20 protein-coding genes and 1 tRNA gene are annotated in these 17,886 nt (G+C 63.4%); 18 read left to right on the forward strand and 3 right to left on the reverse strand.

Features of this window, described 5'->3' with window-relative positions:
• Positions 1-80: 80 nt before the first annotated feature.
• The 5 genes from RMP10_RS05075 (at position 81) to RMP10_RS05095 (ending at position 3,446) form a co-directional block, all read left to right on the forward strand.
• Entirely contained in the window at positions 81-725 is a 645-nt protein-coding gene (locus RMP10_RS05075) for a PEP-CTERM sorting domain-containing protein (RefSeq protein ID WP_310569316.1), read from the forward strand.
• Between the two features lie 198 nt (positions 726-923).
• Entirely contained in the window at positions 924-1,520 is a 597-nt protein-coding gene (locus tag RMP10_RS05080; RefSeq protein WP_310569317.1) for a Uma2 family endonuclease, read from the forward strand.
• A 49-nt stretch (positions 1,521-1,569) separates the two neighbouring features.
• A tRNA-Gln gene (locus RMP10_RS05085) sits at positions 1,570-1,642 on the forward strand.
• A 136-nt stretch (positions 1,643-1,778) separates the two neighbouring features.
• Positions 1,779-2,567, forward strand: a complete 789-nt coding sequence (locus RMP10_RS05090; protein WP_310569318.1) for a HipA family kinase — start codon at positions 1,779-1,781, stop codon at positions 2,565-2,567.
• A 6-nt stretch (positions 2,568-2,573) separates the two neighbouring features.
• Positions 2,574-3,446: a DUF3037 domain-containing protein gene (locus RMP10_RS05095; RefSeq protein WP_310569319.1), complete on the forward strand. Its 873-nt coding sequence runs from the start codon at positions 2,574-2,576 to the stop codon at positions 3,444-3,446.
• A 62-nt stretch (positions 3,447-3,508) separates the two neighbouring features.
• Here the strand turns inward: RMP10_RS05095 and RMP10_RS05100 are convergent, their stop codons facing one another.
• The gene (locus RMP10_RS05100; RefSeq protein ID WP_310569320.1) at positions 3,509-4,495 is read right to left on the reverse strand and encodes a hypothetical protein; all 987 of its coding nucleotides are present in this window, start codon (positions 4,493-4,495) and stop codon (positions 3,509-3,511) included.
• Between the two features lie 484 nt (positions 4,496-4,979).
• Here RMP10_RS05100 and RMP10_RS05105 point away from each other — a divergent pair, with 484 nt between their 5' ends.
• Positions 4,980-6,167: a hypothetical protein gene (locus RMP10_RS05105; RefSeq protein ID WP_310569321.1), complete on the forward strand. Its 1,188-nt coding sequence runs from the start codon at positions 4,980-4,982 to the stop codon at positions 6,165-6,167.
• Positions 6,168-6,291: 124 nt separating this feature from the next.
• Entirely contained in the window at positions 6,292-7,068 is a 777-nt protein-coding gene (locus RMP10_RS05110; protein WP_310569322.1) for a hypothetical protein, read from the forward strand.
• 31 nt (positions 7,069-7,099) lie between these two features.
• On the opposite strand, the gene RMP10_RS05115 is transcribed toward RMP10_RS05110, so the two are convergent.
• A complete protein-coding gene (locus RMP10_RS05115) occupies positions 7,100-7,396 on the reverse strand; it encodes a hypothetical protein (RefSeq protein ID WP_310569323.1) in 297 nt (98 codons plus the stop codon).
• 378 nt (positions 7,397-7,774) lie between these two features.
• Between RMP10_RS05115 and RMP10_RS05120 the strand changes: the two genes are divergently transcribed.
• The 8 genes from RMP10_RS05120 to RMP10_RS05155 all read left to right on the forward strand — a co-directional run bounded on the left by RMP10_RS05120 (position 7,775) and on the right by RMP10_RS05155 (position 14,903).
• Positions 7,775-8,017, forward strand: a complete 243-nt coding sequence (locus RMP10_RS05120) for a helix-turn-helix domain-containing protein (protein WP_310569324.1) — start codon at positions 7,775-7,777, stop codon at positions 8,015-8,017.
• A 193-nt stretch (positions 8,018-8,210) separates the two neighbouring features.
• Positions 8,211-8,447 carry a hypothetical protein gene (locus tag RMP10_RS05125; protein WP_310569325.1) on the forward strand — a complete coding sequence of 79 codons (237 nt, stop codon included), beginning with the start codon at positions 8,211-8,213 and terminating at the stop codon, positions 8,445-8,447.
• 101 nt (positions 8,448-8,548) lie between these two features.
• Positions 8,549-8,881: a hypothetical protein gene (locus tag RMP10_RS05130; RefSeq protein ID WP_310569326.1), complete on the forward strand. Its 333-nt coding sequence runs from the start codon at positions 8,549-8,551 to the stop codon at positions 8,879-8,881.
• Positions 8,878-9,735 carry a bifunctional DNA primase/polymerase gene (locus RMP10_RS05135; protein ID WP_310569327.1) on the forward strand — a complete coding sequence of 286 codons (858 nt, stop codon included), beginning with the start codon at positions 8,878-8,880 and terminating at the stop codon, positions 9,733-9,735. Before RMP10_RS05130 ends, RMP10_RS05135 begins: the two co-directional genes overlap by 4 nt.
• 23 nt (positions 9,736-9,758) lie before the next feature.
• On the forward strand, positions 9,759-10,814 hold the full coding sequence (locus tag RMP10_RS05140; RefSeq protein ID WP_310569328.1) for an AAA family ATPase: 1,056 nt from the start codon (positions 9,759-9,761) through the stop codon (positions 10,812-10,814).
• 85 nt (positions 10,815-10,899) lie between these two features.
• Positions 10,900-11,553 (forward strand): hypothetical protein, encoded by a 654-nt coding sequence (locus RMP10_RS05145; protein ID WP_310569329.1) that lies wholly within the window; start codon positions 10,900-10,902, stop codon positions 11,551-11,553.
• 235 nt (positions 11,554-11,788) lie between these two features.
• A complete protein-coding gene (locus RMP10_RS05150; RefSeq protein ID WP_310569330.1) occupies positions 11,789-12,178 on the forward strand; it encodes a hypothetical protein in 390 nt (129 codons plus the stop codon).
• The gene (locus RMP10_RS05155; RefSeq protein ID WP_310569331.1) at positions 12,162-14,903 is read left to right on the forward strand and encodes a hypothetical protein; all 2,742 of its coding nucleotides are present in this window, start codon (positions 12,162-12,164) and stop codon (positions 14,901-14,903) included. The genes RMP10_RS05150 and RMP10_RS05155 overlap by 17 nt, the downstream gene beginning before the upstream one ends.
• A gap of 6 nt (positions 14,904-14,909) precedes the next feature.
• On the opposite strand, the gene RMP10_RS05160 is transcribed toward RMP10_RS05155, so the two are convergent.
• Positions 14,910-15,134, reverse strand: a complete 225-nt coding sequence (locus RMP10_RS05160; RefSeq protein WP_310569332.1) for a hypothetical protein — start codon at positions 15,132-15,134, stop codon at positions 14,910-14,912.
• 313 nt (positions 15,135-15,447) lie between these two features.
• On the opposite strand from RMP10_RS05160, the gene RMP10_RS05165 reads away from it, so the two are divergent.
• From RMP10_RS05165 to istB, 3 genes are all read left to right on the forward strand, one after another.
• Positions 15,448-15,756: a hypothetical protein gene (locus tag RMP10_RS05165; protein ID WP_310569333.1), complete on the forward strand. Its 309-nt coding sequence runs from the start codon at positions 15,448-15,450 to the stop codon at positions 15,754-15,756.
• A 136-nt stretch (positions 15,757-15,892) separates the two neighbouring features.
• Positions 15,893-16,876, forward strand: coding sequence for an IS21 family transposase (istA, locus tag RMP10_RS05170; RefSeq protein ID WP_310569334.1), 984 nt, complete (start codon positions 15,893-15,895; stop codon positions 16,874-16,876).
• Positions 16,873-17,688 (forward strand): IS21-like element helper ATPase IstB, encoded by an 816-nt coding sequence (gene istB / locus RMP10_RS05175; protein WP_310569335.1) that lies wholly within the window; start codon positions 16,873-16,875, stop codon positions 17,686-17,688. Before istA ends, istB begins: the two co-directional genes overlap by 4 nt.
• Positions 17,689-17,886: the final 198 nt, after the last annotated feature.

Here is a 17,886-nt window from a genome sequence, read left to right on the forward strand (position 1 = left end):
GTCGAGTTCGTCACTGGCATCTCACTTGCCTGACCAAGAGAGCAGAAACGCAGGCATCTCCTCTCTTCGGTCCCGTTCAAATGCGCGCTCTCCTCGCCATCGCTGTTGCCGCCACGCTCGTCTCGTCGCCCGCTCAGGCGCAGTTCTCGACCTACACCGATCGGGCGTCGTACGAAGCGCAACTCGGCACGATGGTCATCGACGACTATTCGAACCCAAACTATGTGTTCTCCCAGTCGAATGCGGCGATGAGCGCCGTTCTCGGTGAGACAGACTACACGTCGACGGGCTTCAACAACTGGAACCTGGTCACCAGCGGCTTCTACTGCGCTGGCTGCAACGGTTCGTACCGCATGGATTTCCGGAGCACTACCGTATCGACCGGTGGGTTCGGCGTATACGGCGTCGGTTTCGACTTCTTCAACGACGCATCGCTTCCGTACTCCGCGTTCATCACTTTCGGCGACGGGACGACCACGAACATCCAACTCCCGGCAAGCTCGTACAACGATCGTGGCTTCTTCGCGGTGACGTCCGACAGGTTGGTCGCCACTATGGACATCGGACTCGCGAACGGCGAGACGACGTATAGCGGCAGCTTTGGTCAGGACAACTTGACGATCGGCAACGCGACGGTGGTGCCGGAGCCGAGCACGGTGGTGTTGCTCGCGGCTGGACTCGCCGGGTTGGGCTTCGCTGGGCGCGCACGACGCCAGCGCGCGTGAATAGCGCTACCGCGCACGGGGCCCGGGGCTACGTCGCGCAGTCGTCTCACGGTTTCGGAGCGCGACGACAGGGTGACGTGAATTGATCATGCACGCGTAACGGGGGTGACGGAGTTCCGTCGCCCCTGTTGCACGTTGCGGCATGAGCATGTCGCCGCCGAGTTGCGGAAAACGCCGAGGGCCGAGCAAACTATGGGTATGCCAATCGCGCACGAGCGTCGCTGGTCGGTTGCGGACGTCTGGGCGTTGCCGGACGATCCTCACCATCGCTACGAGACCGTGGATGGGGAGTTGCTGGTGAGCCCCATGCCCAGGTTCGCGCACCAGCGCGCGGTCGCCGAGCTCGGGCTCATGATCGGCGCCTATGTGAAGCGTCAAGGCATCGGCGAGATGATGTTCTCGCCGTACGATGTCGTGCTCGACCCCTACACGTTGATGCAGCCGGACGTGCTGGCCATTGCTCCGGTCGGCCTCGATGTAGTGCGAGGGAACGTGGCACCGCCGCCGCCCTATCTCGCGGTCGAGGTCTTGTCGCCGAGCACGGCGCGGGCCGATCGCCTGTGCAAGCGGCCGAGGTATCAGCGCGCGGCGATCGAGTGTTGGCTGATCGACTTGGACTCGCAGCTCATCGAACGGTGGACACCCGACGTCGACCGACCCGAGATCTGCGCCGAGCGCCTGATGTGGCAGCCAGCCGGAGCCAGAGACGCGTTCGAGCTGGACGTCGCCGTGCTGATGCTCGCGATACTGGGGTCGGACGACACGGGTGCCGCGGGCACTACCGTCCAGCCGTGAGTCTTCTATATTTGGGGTTCCAAAGGGTTTCGGCCCGTTGGATGCCAGGTGCCCCTTAGCTCAATTGGCAGAGCGTCTGACTCTGACTCAGAAGGTTCTAGGTTCGATTCCTAGAGGGGCAATAGTAGAAGTTGTTGTGAAGTAAGCGCTTAGCCTCGGTCTACGACCGGGGCTTTGTGCTGTGTTGGACTCCCGGAAGAAAGCCGGAAGATCCGAGTGGCCGTTGACACGGACACGACCCTCAGTCGGAGAGTGCCAATGAATTGGGAGAGCGCGATTATCGCAGCGTCGGCGACGCGTCCGACGCCTTTGCTCGCTGAGACATTCCAACACCGCTACGACACGGCGTCGGAGCCCATTCGAGTCACCGCTTCAGATGACCGTACTTGGGTAGTAAAGGGTGCGGCGGGCGAAAGGCAGATAGTCAACGAGCAAATTGTTGGGCGCCTCGGTTTAGCACTTGGTGCCCCGGTGCCCCAGATCGGCTACGTCCACGTTAGCGAAGAGTTTCTCTCTGCCGAGGCATCTCTGCTCAAGCCTCCCTCTGGCCTACAGCCCTTCATGCCAGGCGACTGGCATGGCTCGGTTTGGGTAGATGGCGTAATCGAGGCGCGCAGGATGTTGTGGGAGCACGCCATTGATCCGGCAAATGCCAATCGTTTCGCTCGTTTGGCGTTCTTGTACGGCTGGTGCTGCTGTGAACAGGATCACCAGTTTCTGTATTTAAAAACGCCTCCTCACCTAGTGTTCTCGCATGACCACGGACACTTTTTCTGCAACGCCCCCGATTGGAACGTGCAGTGCCTCGAAGAGGCGCCTATCGCCATACTTGACAACAAGATAGTTTCTAATTGTGACCTAGGTCGTCCTGAGTTGACCGAAGCGCTGGATGCATTTCGCGCCCTCGATGTCGACGAGGTCATCGCAGGTGCAGTCGCCGCTCCGCTAGAAAACTGGGGTGTATCCTTGGAAGAACGAGTGGCGATGGCCGAGTACCTCTTCGAAAGGCACGCAAGATTGTGTTCCCTCGATCTCGGCAATTCCTGAGGCCCCATGGCACGATATAGCGTGATTCAGTATCTGCCAGATCCTTTGGCGGAAGAAAAAGTGAACATCGGGGTCGTCGCGTTTGACGAGTCTGGTGCTTTCGTGCGGTTCTCGACTGATTGGGCACGGCTGCGCCGATTCGGGCGTGAGGATATTCAGTTTCTCAAATTGTTCGCTGCGGACTTTCAACGGCGTTCCAAGTCGCTCTCTCCACTCAGTGGGAATGATAGTGCCGACATCGAGGTGGAAGAGTTCTTGGCGATGGCCGGCAGTTGGAGCAACAGCATTCAATTTTCGGTGCCTCGGGGCTCGTTAAAGCCAGCGGCACGGCTGTTAGAAGAGGTAGCGCAACGTTTTCTTGCTAAGAGAGCTGAGCCTCGGTCCGAGCTTGTCCGCGACAGAGAGGAAGCCAGGAGCTTCGTTCGTCGCGAGGTAAGAAAGGCGTTGACTGGGCGTTTGGTTCCTGAGATCGCTGACCATTTGATTCGCGAACGAGTCGCAATCGAGGGAAAGTACAGCTCTCACAGTTTTGACCTAGTTGTAGCGAACGGACACCCGTACTTCGCCGCTCAAGCGCTCTCTTTTGAGGTTCCCCGTTACTCAGACCTAAAGAAGTCTGTAGAAGCCGTCGCGTGGAACTTGGATGACGTTCATGACTTGCTGCCGAATCTTCCACTTGCTGTAATCGCTCTAACACCGCGAAACGAAGTGCAGCACTACGGGCGCAACCTTGACTTGATGAAGTCGGCGCAGCGTATGTATGAGAATATCGGGGCCACTTTTGTGGAAGAGTCTGCAGTGCAGGAGTGGGCAACGAGTACGGCAGAGAGAACACTGAATTTCCAGCAACTCTCGCTCGCAGATCCGAAGTCGTGGTAGTGATCGAGAGGACCTCCGTCAGGAGGTCCTCTCGCTTTCAGAGTCCCTCCGTCGCTTGTAGTCTATTGGTCTATCGACAACAGCTGGCGGAGTGTCGCCGCCATGAGGTCAAGGTAGTAGTCGGCAGTAGCCAATGACTCCGTTGGGCCCTCCGGCAGGCCATGACGCGCACCGACATCACCGCTTGTCCGGCCATGGATATACTTGGCAACGGCAGCAACCTCCGCTGATAATCGGCCTTGCCTTACAAGGGCTGACAACGCGCCGCCCGCCGTATCTGCATCATTCCCTATGAGGAGGCGTGCGAGAGCCTCTACAGCATGCGCGGCGTTTGCTATTGCCCCGCCAGAATCCGGGCGGGTCTTTCCTCGAAGCGCCGTCGCTTTATCCCAATACGCCAGGACGCCGCGGTATCTCGGTGCAGTCAGCATCGTGCGTATCTCATACGCGGTGAGCAGCCCGTGGGTGGCCCGAAATCCACCGAGCGCCTCCAGTTCAAGCCGGCTATGCGCAGGAGTTTCACGGACTTCCCAGCTGTGATCGCGGAGATCCATTACCGATCGTCGAAGCTGCTCGAACGGGCGATTTACGAAAAACGCTAGGAGCAAGTCGACCACGGCCGAGATTCCAAATGGCGTCGTGAGCCTAACGATATCCGAAACGAGTACGTCAGGTCGCGCAATCGAGACAGTCCTTTGCCGAAGCATTTGGATCAGGAAGTGCGTATCCATCGGCATGGAATCCTCGTTCCCTGGACGCCACGATTCTCCTTTTCTCACGGCCTCGTCGAACTGCGACCACAAGTACCATGTCGCGAGGGACAGGAACGGGGAAGAAATCCCAGGCACCTTGAACGTATTCGCAATCGCGGCCGCGTCGAATCCCCGAGAAGTGTAGACGGCAAGGCCGCAAGGCGCTGAGTCGGGCGTAAGGCGCAAGACAAAATGTGATGTCGCGTTCGAGGGGTCGTGGATCGCCCGAATGACCTGTATACCTTTCTTGCCATCGGATGAGGTGATCACTCTCGGGATGAATTCCGGCGCAGTCATGCAACAACGTCCGTGTAGTTGGCAGAGGTTGACTATCGTCGCTTAGAAGGATGAGATCAATGAGCACTGGAGCATGTGTGCAAAGCAACGTAAAATCTACAGGTCTCTGTTTGTGCGATCGGTGGATCTCAGCTTAGGTAGTGTATGGCCTCCCTCTGTCGCCTATTCGGCGCCGTCATGCTACTCGCTGCGACGGCAGCGTTCGGTACCAACCAGTCAGCGATGGCCGCTGCGAAAGCGACCGTCTCGTGGATATCGTTCACTGCAGAGCGCGTGGCGGACGTTATCGCGAAAGCCCGGCAGCGCAAGCAGGCTTACGCGCAAGGGCCGCTCGTACAACCATTGAGCGAAGCAGTGCTCGCACAATTGTGGCTTCCACGCGCGGGCAAGTAGTCAGCGGCGACGCGAATCCAATGCTGATCGCCCGCGCGTAGGCTTTGCTGTGCTCGCTTCCGTCCACTCCCCACGTCAGACTTTCTTGTAAATGTCGCGGACCACGCGCGTTCTGCGGTTCTTCTTTTCGAGCCCAAGCGGTTTTGGAGCGGAAAGAGCCGTTGCCAAGAAGATCTTCTCGCGGTTGAACGCGGTTATCGATCCTCTCGAAGCCATGCGCTGCGAACTCGTTGACTTTCGCAGCGCGGTGTTTCCCGCGCACGGTGCTGATGCTCAATCGGTGATCAATGCCCAGCTCTCCGGGGGGTACGAGGTCTATCTCGGGCTAATGGGCGCAAAACTCGGGACTCGGACCTCGCGGGCGGCGTCGGGGACCGTTGAAGAGTACGAAGTCGCCCTCGCGTGGAAACAGCGCGAGCCGCTATCCCTCGAAATCATGTGGTACTTTAGGCGTCCGGGCGAGGCTCTCGCTTCAACGCGGGACTACGCCGAAGTGCGCGCGTTTCGAGATCGTGTCTCGACTGACGGGTGCCTCTATAGCGAATTCGGGGACGCAAAAGAGTTCGGGGCGCAGCTTTGGGTACACCTTCCACTGCTAGTTAAGGCGTGGCGCGATCAAAGCGGTAGCTCAGCGCAACGATCCTCCGATGAAGTGAGCTCGGAAGAAGAGAGTCGCAGGCGCTTTGAGGAGACACTAAACCGCGAGGCCGATAACTGTCGACAGGCGTTTGATCGATTTGCGTCGCTGTTGAATGAGAGAAGCGAGCTACTGGGCGATTACTCGTCAGCGTTACAGGAGGCCGCTACCGCGATCAATGAGCTCGCGAGGACGCAGCCCGGCGATTTCTTTGCCCTCAAGAGCATCGTGCGCGCCACTGCTGCAAAGATCGACCGGTCAGCCTATAGTATGGAGCTGCTCGACACCGAGATCGGGAAGCAGGGCGAACTTGCATTTCAGTCGTTCGGTCAGTTCTTAGGCGCACTTGTGCTGTTTAGCAAGGAGATCAATCGGGATCCCATATGGCAACTTTCGCTCAGCCTATTGGATGCAGTCCTGCAAATCGCTGTCGAAGCGAGCCTCGAAGCTGAAGCGGCGTCGCGCGAGCTTGCGGGCGTCATCAATCTAGATGCCGATCCACTGAGCGAGCCTATTCAGAGGGCCGGGCGCCGGGTCGCGCGTTCAAATGCGAGAGTCACCGGCGAGATTATCGCTGTGCGGCGCGCGTCGATTCTGGCGCAACGAACGATTGCAGCGTTGTTGGCTACTCCCAAAGTATAAGGAATGGCGGTTAGTCCGTAGCGCTTCACGAAGAACGCGACGTCCGAGTGCGAACCCGGCTCGCGTCGCACTGTCTGCGCAAAGCGGCATCAGACAATCACCCGTCACTACTGAGGCGCAGAGAATGAGCCAGGATCCTTCGGAGCCTATTCGCGCCATCTTGTTGCGGGAAGCCCAAATTCGAAAGCTGCGAAGACAGCCAAGCTTCATCGCGATGCTTTGCCTCGCACGAGCGACAAATACGATTCGTTTCATCGTCGATGCGATCATGGTCGACTCTCGCGGGGACTCGGTGAGTGCCGTCCGCGCACGATACTCCGGCGGGATTCTTTTGGCCGGCGCAACGTGCGAGGCGCTTTCAACTGCGGTGCGCGTGCAGAAGAACATCGACATGTTCGCGGGCGCTGATCGTCTTGCCGACCTAGTGCGCTATCCCCTTGTGGTGCGACTTCGCCAACAGAACGGATTTTTCGGACGGGTCCGCAATCAGACGGCCTTCCATTTCAACGAGCGCGAGACCCGTGAGAGTTTGAGCCGGGAGCATCCAGATCCGTGCATTCTCGCGCTTGACGACGACGACTGCTGGGGGGCGTTCTACCCGCTGATCGACCTTGGCGTGAGCCTTCGGAATGATGCTGATCACACGCCTACACGTGCCGAGCTTACACAATTCTTGATCGACTTCCCCGCCTTGGGTTCAATCGGCATACCGAAGGAGAATGCCTCAAATCCAGAGGTGGAGCGCTATGCGATGTGCATGATGGGGTCGCTTAACGTGGCGGTCGCATTCTGCGATATTGTAAGCGAGTTGATGCGCGCAGCACTTGGCGAGTGGGGCGCGAGAGCTGGCGTGCCCGACGATGAGGGCAGTATTAGCGGACGTCGAGGGAAACTCCTGTAGGAGCCCAGCTTGCGCCCCCCTCCACGTATTTTCAGGGAGCGTCCGCTCGGCCCGCAAATCCCATCGAGCACCAGTTGGAATCGGTCGACCCAACGTCCTTCGCCGTGCACGCGATCCATGTGCGTCCCGTCTGAGTGTCTAGGAGCATAATGTTGCGCGCGAGTTCCGGCGTGCCGTTGACGATGACAAATCGTCCGTTCCGCGTCGAATCCAGTTGCGCCATCTTCTGCTGCAATTGCAGCTCGAGAACATCCGTCCGTAAGGCGGCGACCTCACGCGAGTTGCAGGCGCTCATCATCACGGTTGCAGCGACAGCGGTGCCGATCAAGGACAGTCGATTCAATGTGGTCATGGGGAGAGACGGTATCGCTCAATAGAGCCCGGCGCAACAGCGCGAGGTCGCTCCGCGTATCGATCGTGCGCAGATAGTGCCGAGCGTGCGCTGCTTGGCGGCTCGCACCCAGTATCGTCACGTGGATCGGCGAGCGTCGAGGCGGGTCCATACCGCCGCTGGGAGCCAGCGGATTATCCGGAGGGACTTGCGAAGCACGGCAGCGCAATTGATATTCTCTTATCAACGGCCTGAAAATGCGGCGGCCGATTACGCCCGCCGCGACAGCCCTCCAGCAACAAGTGCTTCCTGAGAAATCAGGGGCGTTTGCAGCTGGGGGGCTTTTTTGTTTTCCCTCTTCCCGGAGTCCGATCCATGGAGCAACTGACGCAGCACGACGAACGATCCGCCCCGTTCCTCACAGCGGTGGACGCCGCCCGCTTTCTCGGACTGTCTGTCCGTACGCTCAACAACTGGCGATGGCTGGGCGGCGGGCGCGGGCCCGAGTTCCATCGCATTGGCACGGCGATCCGCTATCGCCGAAGCGACCTCGAAGCCTGGCTGTCGAAGCGGCGCTTCCACAGCACCAGCGAAGCCGATCAGCGCGTTGCGGCGTGACCTCAAACGCAACGCGCCCCGACTCTGAATCGGGGCGCGCGTGCACTTCCTCTCGGACTCTAACTCCATCGAGGCTAGAAAAATGTACCGTCACAGTAAGCGGACGGCTACGGCCGACCGCCGCCCTTCGTACCTCACGTTGGTTGCTGCCACCGTCCCCCCACGCACGGGGCTCGACAGACAGCCGTTCCCCATGATCCGCAGTGCTGACGACAAGCGCTCCGATCGCATCGCTTTGGAGAAACTGCACGTGCAGCGTCTGCTCGTGTTGGTAATCGTGACCTTGCGGAAGCAGCACGGCACCGGAAAGGACGGCATTCGACTCTTCATCAACGTGCTTGACGCGGCATTCGGCTGGTCCGATCGGCTCGGCGCGAACTGGATGAACGCCGCGCGGCGTCGGGCGTACCTCACGGGACGCGCAGCATGACGCGTCGCAGAGACTCCCAAACGGCGCAGCTCGGGTCCCAATCGCACTTATCGCTTCTCGCCGACACGCACACGCCCCCCGTGCGTCCGAGCTTTGCCCAAATGGCGCTCGGCGACCTGCGGCACGCGCGACTCCCCGATCCGCCCGTGCGTTCGCACAATACGTTGAGGCCTAATGCGCCCACGCCGGCGAGTGTGCGCCGTCTCGTGAATCCGACACTACGGCTCGCCGCCAAAGCAACGAAGGTTCACGAAGTGCAATCGCTCTTCGTGCGTTTGCAGCGATTGCAAGCCGAGCTGGCGACCATCGCGCTGGCCGATCGTGACGCCGAGCTGTGGCGACGCAACGAGGCCGGGCGGGTTCTCGTTGAAGAGGGCGCGTCGATCTACTCGCCAACGCCGGAGCCGCGCGCACACGCGGGCGGGCACCGGTGAACCCGCCCGCGACACTCGCGCAGGCCGCGATGTCCTGGGCAGAACAAGGCGCCGCCATCTTCCCGTTGATACCGAAGGGGAAGGTGCCGCTTGCCGGGTCTCAGGGGCACTTGGCCGCGCGCGCGGACGCGGGCCCGTGGCTCGGCGGCATCCCGTACAACATCGGGTTCTTGCCGGCGAGTCTCGGCCTCGTCGCGATTGACGTCGATCGGCCCGAACACTGGGACGATGCGCAGCGTTGGGGGCTGTTGGCTGAACCCACCTTCGAAGTGGTGACGCCGAAGGGGCGACACTTCTATTTTCGCGGGCGCGCGCCGTTGAACGGCTGCCCTGTCGACTCGCTGATCGTGCGGGCCGCGCGCGGCTACACGGTGCTTCCGCCGAGCGAGACGCCTGACGGTGTCTATTGCGCACACACCGGACCGGCGGACGCGATCGCGCTGCCGCCTGCCTTCGCGTCGCGGCTCTTGGCGCAATCCGCTCCCGCGGCAGCACGAGAGCGTGTCGCACAGGTGTTCACAGGGCGCCGGATCAACGAGGGCAACCGCCATCCCGCGCTATGCACGCTCGCGGGCCATCTCGCCGCCCATCAGATCGACGAATCCGCGGCGCTTGAGCTCGTCCACGCGTGGAACGCGCAGTACTGCGACCCACCGAAGGGCGCGCCCGAAGTCACGAAGCTGGTGACAGACATCTTCGGCAAGGAACGGCAGCGCGTCGGCCAGTGTGTCCGTCGCCTGCTCGACGCCGACAACGCGGAGCCAGCTCTCGCCGTGACGTCGCACCGGCGGCGCCCCTTTGGCTGGCAGTCCGACTCAGTGACGCGCCGGCGCAGCTTTGGGGGCGGCCGATGAACATTCTGCTCCCCTCGGAGCTGATGGCCGAATCTGAGACGCTCGAGTACCACGTCGAGCACCTGCTCCCGGTGCGCTCCCTCGTCACGCTGTGGGCGCCGAGTGGCATCGGCAAGACGTTCGTGATGCTCGACCTCGCGCTCCACGTGGCCGCGGGGAAGCCGTGGCACGATCACCCCGTGCAGCAGTCGCCCGTGCTCTACGTCGTGGGGGAAGGCTTTGCCGGTATGCGCAGCCGCGTCGCGGCCTGGTGTGCGGAGCACGAGGTCGAACCGAGTTGGCTCGACCCATGGATCGGCTTTCGACGGATCCCATTCGATGTCGCGTCGGCCGATACGTGCAACGAGGTGCGTGCTGAACTGGCGTCGAAGCGGCTCGCGCCGGGCCTCGTGATCCTTGATACGCTCTCGGCCAACGCCGCACCGGGGTTCGATGAATCGAAAACGGCCGACATGAAGCTTTTGCTCGACGGCGCACGGGCGCTGCGCGATGACTTCGCCTGCAGCGTGATCCTCGTGCACCACACCGGCCACGACCAGAGCCGGGAGCGCGGCAGCTCGGACCTGCGCGCGGCCATGGACGTGTCGTTGTCGCTCAAGACGACGGGCGGGGACATGCGGCTTCTCACCATTGAGAAGGCGCGCGACTTCGCGGCGCCGGATCCGATCAAGCTCGCGCTGCGCGAGCGCCACGGCGCCCGGGTGATCGAGCGGTTGTCCTCGTTAGAAGAGGGCTTGAAGCCCGCGCAGCGGGCGGTCCTACTAGTGCTCGCCGAGGTTGGCCAAGGTGAGCCGGTGAAGGCGTCCGATTGGCAACGGTCCGCAGGGTACGCGGCCGGGCACTTCTATCGGCTCCGCGAGGAGTTGTTGAAGCTCAAGCTGATCTTGAACGTGCCGAAGAAGGGATACGCGCTCACCGAGGGTGGTGCCGCGGTGGTCGCTGAGTCGCAGGCCGCCGACCTACTCACTCACTCTCATTCCGCTCTCATTGGGCAAAATGAGAGTGGAATTCACTCACTCTCATCTCCTCCCCCTACTAGGGGAGAGTATGAGAGCGATTCGGGCGCGCTTGCCGCGTGAGGCGGTGGGTAGCTGACGGATCCGATAGGCAAGGCGATCCCACGGGGCGAATAACGCCCTTCTCTCGCAAAATCCGGAGGTACATGTGGGCGGGTACGGTTCTTCACGATGGGGCACACACCAAGCGGCAACGACGCGCGAAGAAGCCGTCCGGTTGCCCGCGCGCACGTTGCGCGAGCCGTTGACCCGGGCGATTCGCGCGGCGCGATCCACGTCTCGCGCAACGGCGCCGGTGCTGGCGATTGGTGAAATCGGCGTCGTGGTTCAGGGCGTTATCGATGCCCGCATTGTGGACGGCGTCGGGCTCGGTGCCACCCTCAGCGCGCTCGTTTCGACGCCATGGGGCACGCGGACGCGACTTGAGGCGGGCCTCAGTGCCCGTGAGCAGCCGTTGGGCGGCTTACGGTGGCAGTGGTACTGCCCGCGATGCGCGCGGCCGTGTCGGGCCCTCTACGCGCTGCCGGCCGCCGCGTGGTGGGCGTGTCGCCAGTGCCATGGAGTGAAATACGCATCACAGCGCCGTGATGCCGCGCGCCGACGTGTGTTTCGCGCCTCCCGACTGGCCCGTATTGCCGGCGCATCGACGGAACTGCTCAGGCTCGAGGCCTTCCCTACGGAACGCCCTCGTCGAATGTGGGCACGTCGCTTTGAGGCACTGGCAACGGAGCACGAATCGCTGATCGCGGAGGCCGATCGCATCCGTCTCGGGGCGCTATTGAGGGCGCTTGAGCGGCATTGACAAATCGGTCATAATGACCGATATCTGATCCATCTCTCTTTCTCTCCGAGGTGTGCATGTCCGCTGTTGAATGCTCCACGGTGACCCTCACGCAAGCCGCAGCACGGCTCCGCCGCAGCTACAACCAAGTCCTGCGCTGCGTTCTGCTGGGCGAACTGCCGGGGCACCAGGACGATCGCGGTCGTTGGCACGTCGAGGCTAGCGCGTTGCCCGCGCCGTCGACGGGTTCGCCATAGTGCGCGACGAGACGGCGATGGAGCTGGCGATCGCGCAGCACATGGCGCCCGACCTCCGCAGCGCGTGCGTGACGTGGATGCAGGGCGCGTCCGAGAAGCAGCGCACCGCCCTCTTTGCTCTTCGCCCCAACGTGGCGGCCGAAGTGTTTCGCGAGTTGCTGCGGGCGCGCGACGAGTATTTCGCCGAATGCGCCGTGATTTTGTCGGGGCTTGAGCAGTTCGCGGATTTGTATGGACGGTCTGGCGCCGCGTCGTCGACGACCGAGAAGAGCGATGGGCCCTCGTCGGGCGCGAGACCGGAGTGTCGGTCGCCGCGCCCATCGTCTTTTCGGCGCCGATCGCCGCGCGCCGTTCTCCGACCGGATCCGCCCCATGACCGCACCCGTTAGGCCCCGCGCCTCACTGACGCAGCTCGCCCCACGCCGCGCCGAGTACGAACGCGAGAAGGCACTGTATGGGAAGTACCAGCAGGAGAAGGCCGCGTATGCCGCTGGCGTCGTCTCGGCACCGATCGAGAGTCGGAGCGCCGACGATCCGGAGATCCGACGGCTCTGGGGTGAGTATCAAGCCAGCAAGCAGACCACCGCGGATGCCCCGGCCGCCACACGCACCGCCCCCGGGATCGTCGATCGCGAGCGCGCGCGCCAAGCGGGCTATTCGGATGAGGAGATCGACGCGTTTGAGCGCACGCAACCGGCGCCTCCAACCCCACGCCGCCGCCGCACGCTTGATGAGATCGCAGACGCGACGTTGGGCCCGAACGACGATCCGATCCAAGCGGCCATCAAACAGGCGAAAGCCGAGATGGCGACGGAGCAGGCCGCACAGACGCAGCAGAACACACGCCCGAGCAACCCGCGCCTCCCCACCTTTGCGAGCGAATCCACCGGCGCCCGCACGACCCCGCGCGCGGCCGGTGACGTGGGGTTCGTTGATCCGCTCGGTATGGGCGCCAATGCGCTGCAAGGTGCGGCCTTCGAATTCGCGGACGAGGGCGCTGGCGTCGTGGGCGGGTTGGCCGCGTTGGCGCGTGGCAAGCCGTACCGCCAAGGCCAGACTGATGCGCGCGCCGCGTTTACCAGCACCGCCAATCGTTACGCCGAGCAACACCCCGGCGGCGCGGCCCTGTCCAAGATCACGGGCGCGGCCGTTCCGGCGCTGTTGTCGTTCGGTGCCAGCGCGCCCGAATCGATCGGCGCCGCCTCGCTCTCGCAACTCGCTCGCACCGGTGCGAAAACGGGCGCCGCCTATGGGGCAGCGGCCGGCGTCGGGAGCGGTGACGGGCTGTCCGATCGCGTCGGGCGCGGCGTCATGGGGGCGGCCGTGGGGGGCGTTGCGGGCGCGGTGCTGCCTGCCGTTGCCGTTGGTGCGGCTCGTGCCCCCGGCCGCATTGCCGCGACGGCGGAGGACTTGGCAGCACGCGCACCGGTGCTGCAGCCGTTGGCGCGCAAACTGTCGGACTTGGCGCGGTCGTCCGACCAGATGATCAGCCGCGCGACAGGGGCGAGCGCAGCACCGGCCCTCCCGCTGCGCACGCGGCAAGCGATGGACGCCATGTCCAGCCGACTCGATGACGGCGCCTTCAGTGAGCTCCGGACGATGAACGCCACGAACATGGCCGATGATTCGCCGGAAATGCTCGCGACGATGGTGCCCGAGAACGCGCAGCGCACGTTCCGCGCTGCCGATGCGCTGTCGGACAACGGCGACACGCGTACCGCGCTGACGGAACGGCTTCGCCAACAGGGACCCAACCTGGCGAACCGCATTGACGGGCCGGAAATCACGTCCAACGTGACCCTTCCGGCGCTCAAGGCCGAGGCCCAACAGCGCGCAGAAACGTTGTTCGAAACGGCGCACGCCGCACCCGATGCCGTGGCGCCTGAGGTGCTCGACCTGTTCAATACGCCGCTTGGGAAGTCGATGTACGAGCGCGCGCGCACGAAGGCGGCCAATGATCTGCGGTGGCGATCCGACCTGCCGGCGGCGGAGACGCTGCAGCGTGCCCCCGCACAAGCGGCCGAGGCGACGTATGCGCGGATCATGCAGGGTGACGGCCCGTTGCCACCCCTGCCGAATACGCTGAGCGACGACGTGCGACAGGGCGCGGCCCTCGCGCTCGAGGAACTGCGCACGGCAGGGCAGGCGATCACCCCAGAGCTCGAGCAGCGCGTCACGGCGGCCACGTTCGCGGCGCGCGAAGCAGCGGACGCCGCACAGCCCACCATGCCGGTTAAGGTGCTGCACTGGTGGAAGATCGAATACGATGACGCGATCGAACAGGCGATCAAGCAGGGAGACAACGGGCAGGCGCGTATTCTTGGACAGCATCGCGACCGCCTGATGAGCGTCCTACGCGATGAGGAACGGGCGCCCTCGATGGCGGAAGCGCTGCGCGCCTACGAAATCCCCATGGCGAACGCGGACGCGGTGCACACGGCGCTCTCAGGAGACCCGGCGCGGTTGCTTCAGAGTGCGACGAACGCGCCGCCTCGCGCAGTGAAGGCGGAGCTAGCGCAGTTGGCGAGCGGCCGCAATCCGCAGTCGGCACAGTGGTACCGGGACGCGGGCAAGCAGGCGGTGCGCGATCACCTCGCCAAGATTCGCCCCGATCGCGACGTGACGAAGGTGCTGTTCCCGGACGGCCCGAAGGATGAACTGTTGCAAGCGCTCCTCTCACCGGAACAGGGGGCCGCGTTCGGCCGTCAGTTGGGACGCGAGCAACGCACCGGCACGGCGGCGGACAACATTCTCCGCAACTCTTCGACGGCACGGAACGCTGAGGACCTGCGCAACTTCAACACGCTCGCGAACGGCGGTGGAGCGCTTCCGTTGTCGCGGCGCGGTACGTCCATGGCGGAGGACGTTGTGCAGTCCGGCTCAATCCGGGCGCCGTTGCTCCGCCGTGCGGCCGAATGGCTCGGCAACCGCCGCGAGCTATCGTCTCGTGAGGTGGCGCGAGAAGTCGACCGCCTCGGCACGTTGTCGGGCCCCGAACTCGCGCAGTTGCTGGACCAATGGGAAGGCCGCGCCGCCACGGTTTACCGGCCGGCCGCGCTGCGGGCACGGATGGTCGGGCGCGTGGCCGGCAGTAGCAGCGGACAGCCCGAATAGCGGGGGCTACTTCTCGAGGCGGTCCACGGCGGTGGCGGGCGTGTGTACGCGGACGACCCGCCCGCCGATGGCGTCGAGGACGATTACGTCCCCCGTGGCCGCCTCGCGTTCGACGACGTGATACCGGCGCGCGCCTTGCACGAAGTCGAGATAGAACCACACGCCGAGCACGAGCAACGCCGCGCACGCGAGCAACACTTTTGATGGCCACTGCAGGCGCGGGGGGTTCATGGCGCGACGTGCCGAGGTGTACATCCACGCGCGTGCAGTAGCAACCGATTCGGCATGGTCGTGTGGTGCAGGGGAGAAATAGCGCGCGTACCGCAATGCGAATATCTAACGTCGGTTGAGCGCTGACGCGAGAACGCTTGCGAAACCGGACACGCTATCCGCTTACGCAAGCGTGCGTCAGCTCCTCTCGCGCGAAGTGCCTTGAACGCGCTTGACCAACACGCCCGCTCGTCAGATACTTTCGGCTATTGCCGCGTGAGAAGTGTGGTGCATCAGATCGCGGCGCCTCGACGTTTTCTCTGGGCTACGTCTCATGACCGAGAACGAGATCCCGAGCACAGTGACGCGCGAAGAACTCTATGCGCGCGTGTGGGCGGAGCCGATGCAGCGTGTCGCGGCATCGATTGGTATCTCCGACGTCGCGCTGAAGAAGCGCTGCACGAAATTGTTCATACCCGTTCCACCCCGCGGCTACTGGGCCAAGAAGGCCGCGGGCAAGCCTACTCGAGTGACGAAGCTTCCTCCGTGGAACGCAGCGAAACACGGTACGCTCTACACAGCGGACTTCGGCCCCGTGCGACCTGTCAGTGCTGAAATGAAATTGCACAGAAGCGCCGATTGAAATTGCACACGTAGGCGTCTCCTGCCGCGGTCCGGGTGATCGCGGCGCCTATGATCTTGATCTCTTCCCCGCAGGGAGGAGATCGGTGTACACCAGGGATACCCTCGTGCTACTCAAGCATTTTCTGGAGAGCGGTTTGTCAAAGACCGCCATCGCCGATCAGCTCGGCATCAGCCGGCGGTTGGTCTACCATCTGATCGCGACCGGGCAGCTCGACCGCGATATGGGCGAGGACGCCACGCCTCGGACGCGCGGGACGGTCGGCGTCGCGAAGCTGGCCGCCGTGACGCCCCTGATCGAGACGCGATTGAAGACGTATCCCGCATTGTCGTCGGTGCGGCTATTCGCCGAGTGTCGGGCGGCCGGCTACACCGGCGGCTATTCGCAGTTGACCGCGCTGGTGCGGCGGCTGCGCCCAGCGCCTGAGCCGGAGGCGGTGGTCCGGTTCGAGACGGCGCCGGGCGAGCAAGCGCAGTTCGATTTCGCGACGGTGAAGTTGCCCTGGGGCGTGCGCTACGCGCTGGTGATGGTGCTCGGCTACTCGCGCCTGCTCTCCGTCGAGTTTGTGCGGCGCCAGACGGCGCTGTCGGTGATGCTCGGACTCGAGCGCGCGTTCGCCGCGTTTGGTGGCGTGCCGCAGCATGTGCTCTTCGATCAGATGAAGAGTGTGATCGTCGAGGATCAGCGACCGGATGGCGGACGCCTCCTGCGGAATGCCGAGTTTCTTCGGTTCGCCGCACACTGGCAGTTTCAGATCCGCGCCTGTCGGCCGTATCGTGCGCAGACGAAGGGCAAAGTCGAGCGACCGATTCACTATCTCCGCGACAACTTTCTGTATGGCCGCACGTTCTTGGGCGATGGCGATCTCGATGATCAGTGCGCGCGGTGGGTCCGCGACGTCGCCAATGTCCGGGTGCATGGCACGCTGCGCGAGCGCCCCGTGGATCGCTGGGCGACGACGGAGCGGGCCACGCTGCAGCCCTTGGCGGCCCACCCGTATCAGTCCGTGCTGCTCCCGAGCGCGCGCCCGCCCCAGCGCATTGATGCCATCGCCCCTCGCGTGACGGTGGAGCGGCGCGGGCTCGCGACGTACGCCGCACTGACCGGCGGGCACGTATGACGGCGACGCTCCGCGACCGGCTGCGCGAGCAGTTAGCCGATCTCAAGATGCCTGGGGCGCTGGAAGCGCTTGACGAGATTCTCCGCCGCGCCGACAGCGGCCAGTTGCCGGCGGGCGAGGCGATTGGCGAAGTCCTCGGCAGTCACATCGCGCTGCGCAATCAGCGCCGCTTACAGACGGCGATGCGCTGTGCGCGACTGCCGGCGGTGAAGCGCCTCAGCGACTTCGATTTCAGTTTCCAGCCCTCCGTCCCGCGTGAACAGCTTGAGAATCTGCATACGCTCGGCTTCATCGAGCGGCGCGAAAACGTCGTCTTCCTCGGGCCCCCGGGCGTCGGCAAAACCCACCTCGCGATTAGTCTCGCCATCACCGCGGCCGAACGCGGACGCCGCGTCTACTATGCGACGCTCGCCGATCTGATCATGTGGCTGGAGGAGGCACAGCAGGCCGGCCAACTGCCACGCCGACTCCGCACGCTCGTGTCGCCCAGTCTCATGGTGATCGACGAGATCGGCTATCTGCCGATCTCGCGGACCGGCGCCCAGCTGTTCTATCAGCTCATGAGTCGGCGCTACGAACACGCGTCCACCGTGCTCACGAGCAACAAGGGCTTTGAAGCGTGGGGCGAGATCTTCGGCGACGATGTCATGGCCGGCGCGCTGATCGACCGGCTCTTGCATCACTGTCACATCGTCAACATCCGCGGCAACAGCTATCGCGTCCGACACCACCGCGAACTCGCTCCGCGTCCCACCGAGCCACCAGCACCGACCCCCACCCCCCGACGCGGCGTCCGCCGCCAAGAGGCCTGACCGCTCCCGTCGAGTTTGGCACGCTCACGCCGCGCCGACTGTGCAATTTCGATCAGCAGATGGAGTGACCCCTCTTCGTTGGACAGTCAGGGGGTCGAGATTTGACCGGATGAAAGGGTGAGCGCGTGATCGGCCTCGAAGGCATTCGGTGACCGATAGTTCAAGGCAGAGTGCTGCCGCTTGTTGTTGTAGATGCTC

Origin of the sequence: Gemmatimonas sp., assembly GCF_031426495.1 — a bacterium.
Classification (GTDB): Bacteria; Gemmatimonadota; Gemmatimonadetes; order Gemmatimonadales; family Gemmatimonadaceae; genus Gemmatimonas.

What these genes read in the sequence shown, in the direction of transcription:
- RMP10_RS05125 (WP_310569325.1), top strand. Translation starts at nt 8,211, where the DNA reads ATGATCCGCAGTGCTGACGACAAGCGCTCCGATCGCATCGCTTTGGAG.
- RMP10_RS05110 (WP_310569322.1), top strand. Translation starts at nt 6,292, where the DNA reads ATGAGCCAGGATCCTTCGGAGCCTATTCGCGCCATCTTGTTGCGGGAA.
- RMP10_RS05095 (WP_310569319.1), top strand. Translation starts at nt 2,574, where the DNA reads ATGGCACGATATAGCGTGATTCAGTATCTGCCAGATCCTTTGGCGGAA.
- istB (WP_310569335.1), top strand. Translation starts at nt 16,873, where the DNA reads ATGACGGCGACGCTCCGCGACCGGCTGCGCGAGCAGTTAGCCGATCTC.
- RMP10_RS05155 (WP_310569331.1), top strand. Translation starts at nt 12,162, where the DNA reads ATGACCGCACCCGTTAGGCCCCGCGCCTCACTGACGCAGCTCGCCCCA.
- RMP10_RS05160 (WP_310569332.1), bottom strand. Translation starts at nt 15,134, where the DNA reads ATGAACCCCCCGCGCCTGCAGTGGCCATCAAAAGTGTTGCTCGCGTGC.
- RMP10_RS05100 (WP_310569320.1), bottom strand. Translation starts at nt 4,495, where the DNA reads ATGACTGCGCCGGAATTCATCCCGAGAGTGATCACCTCATCCGATGGC.
- RMP10_RS05120 (WP_310569324.1), top strand. Translation starts at nt 7,775, where the DNA reads ATGGAGCAACTGACGCAGCACGACGAACGATCCGCCCCGTTCCTCACA.
- RMP10_RS05090 (WP_310569318.1), top strand. Translation starts at nt 1,779, where the DNA reads ATGAATTGGGAGAGCGCGATTATCGCAGCGTCGGCGACGCGTCCGACG.
- RMP10_RS05080 (WP_310569317.1), top strand. Translation starts at nt 924, where the DNA reads ATGCCAATCGCGCACGAGCGTCGCTGGTCGGTTGCGGACGTCTGGGCG.
- RMP10_RS05130 (WP_310569326.1), top strand. Translation starts at nt 8,549, where the DNA reads ATGGCGCTCGGCGACCTGCGGCACGCGCGACTCCCCGATCCGCCCGTG.
- RMP10_RS05075 (WP_310569316.1), top strand. Translation starts at nt 81, where the DNA reads ATGCGCGCTCTCCTCGCCATCGCTGTTGCCGCCACGCTCGTCTCGTCG.
- RMP10_RS05165 (WP_310569333.1), top strand. Translation starts at nt 15,448, where the DNA reads ATGACCGAGAACGAGATCCCGAGCACAGTGACGCGCGAAGAACTCTAT.
- RMP10_RS05105 (WP_310569321.1), top strand. Translation starts at nt 4,980, where the DNA reads ATGTCGCGGACCACGCGCGTTCTGCGGTTCTTCTTTTCGAGCCCAAGC.
- RMP10_RS05140 (WP_310569328.1), top strand. Translation starts at nt 9,759, where the DNA reads ATGGCCGAATCTGAGACGCTCGAGTACCACGTCGAGCACCTGCTCCCG.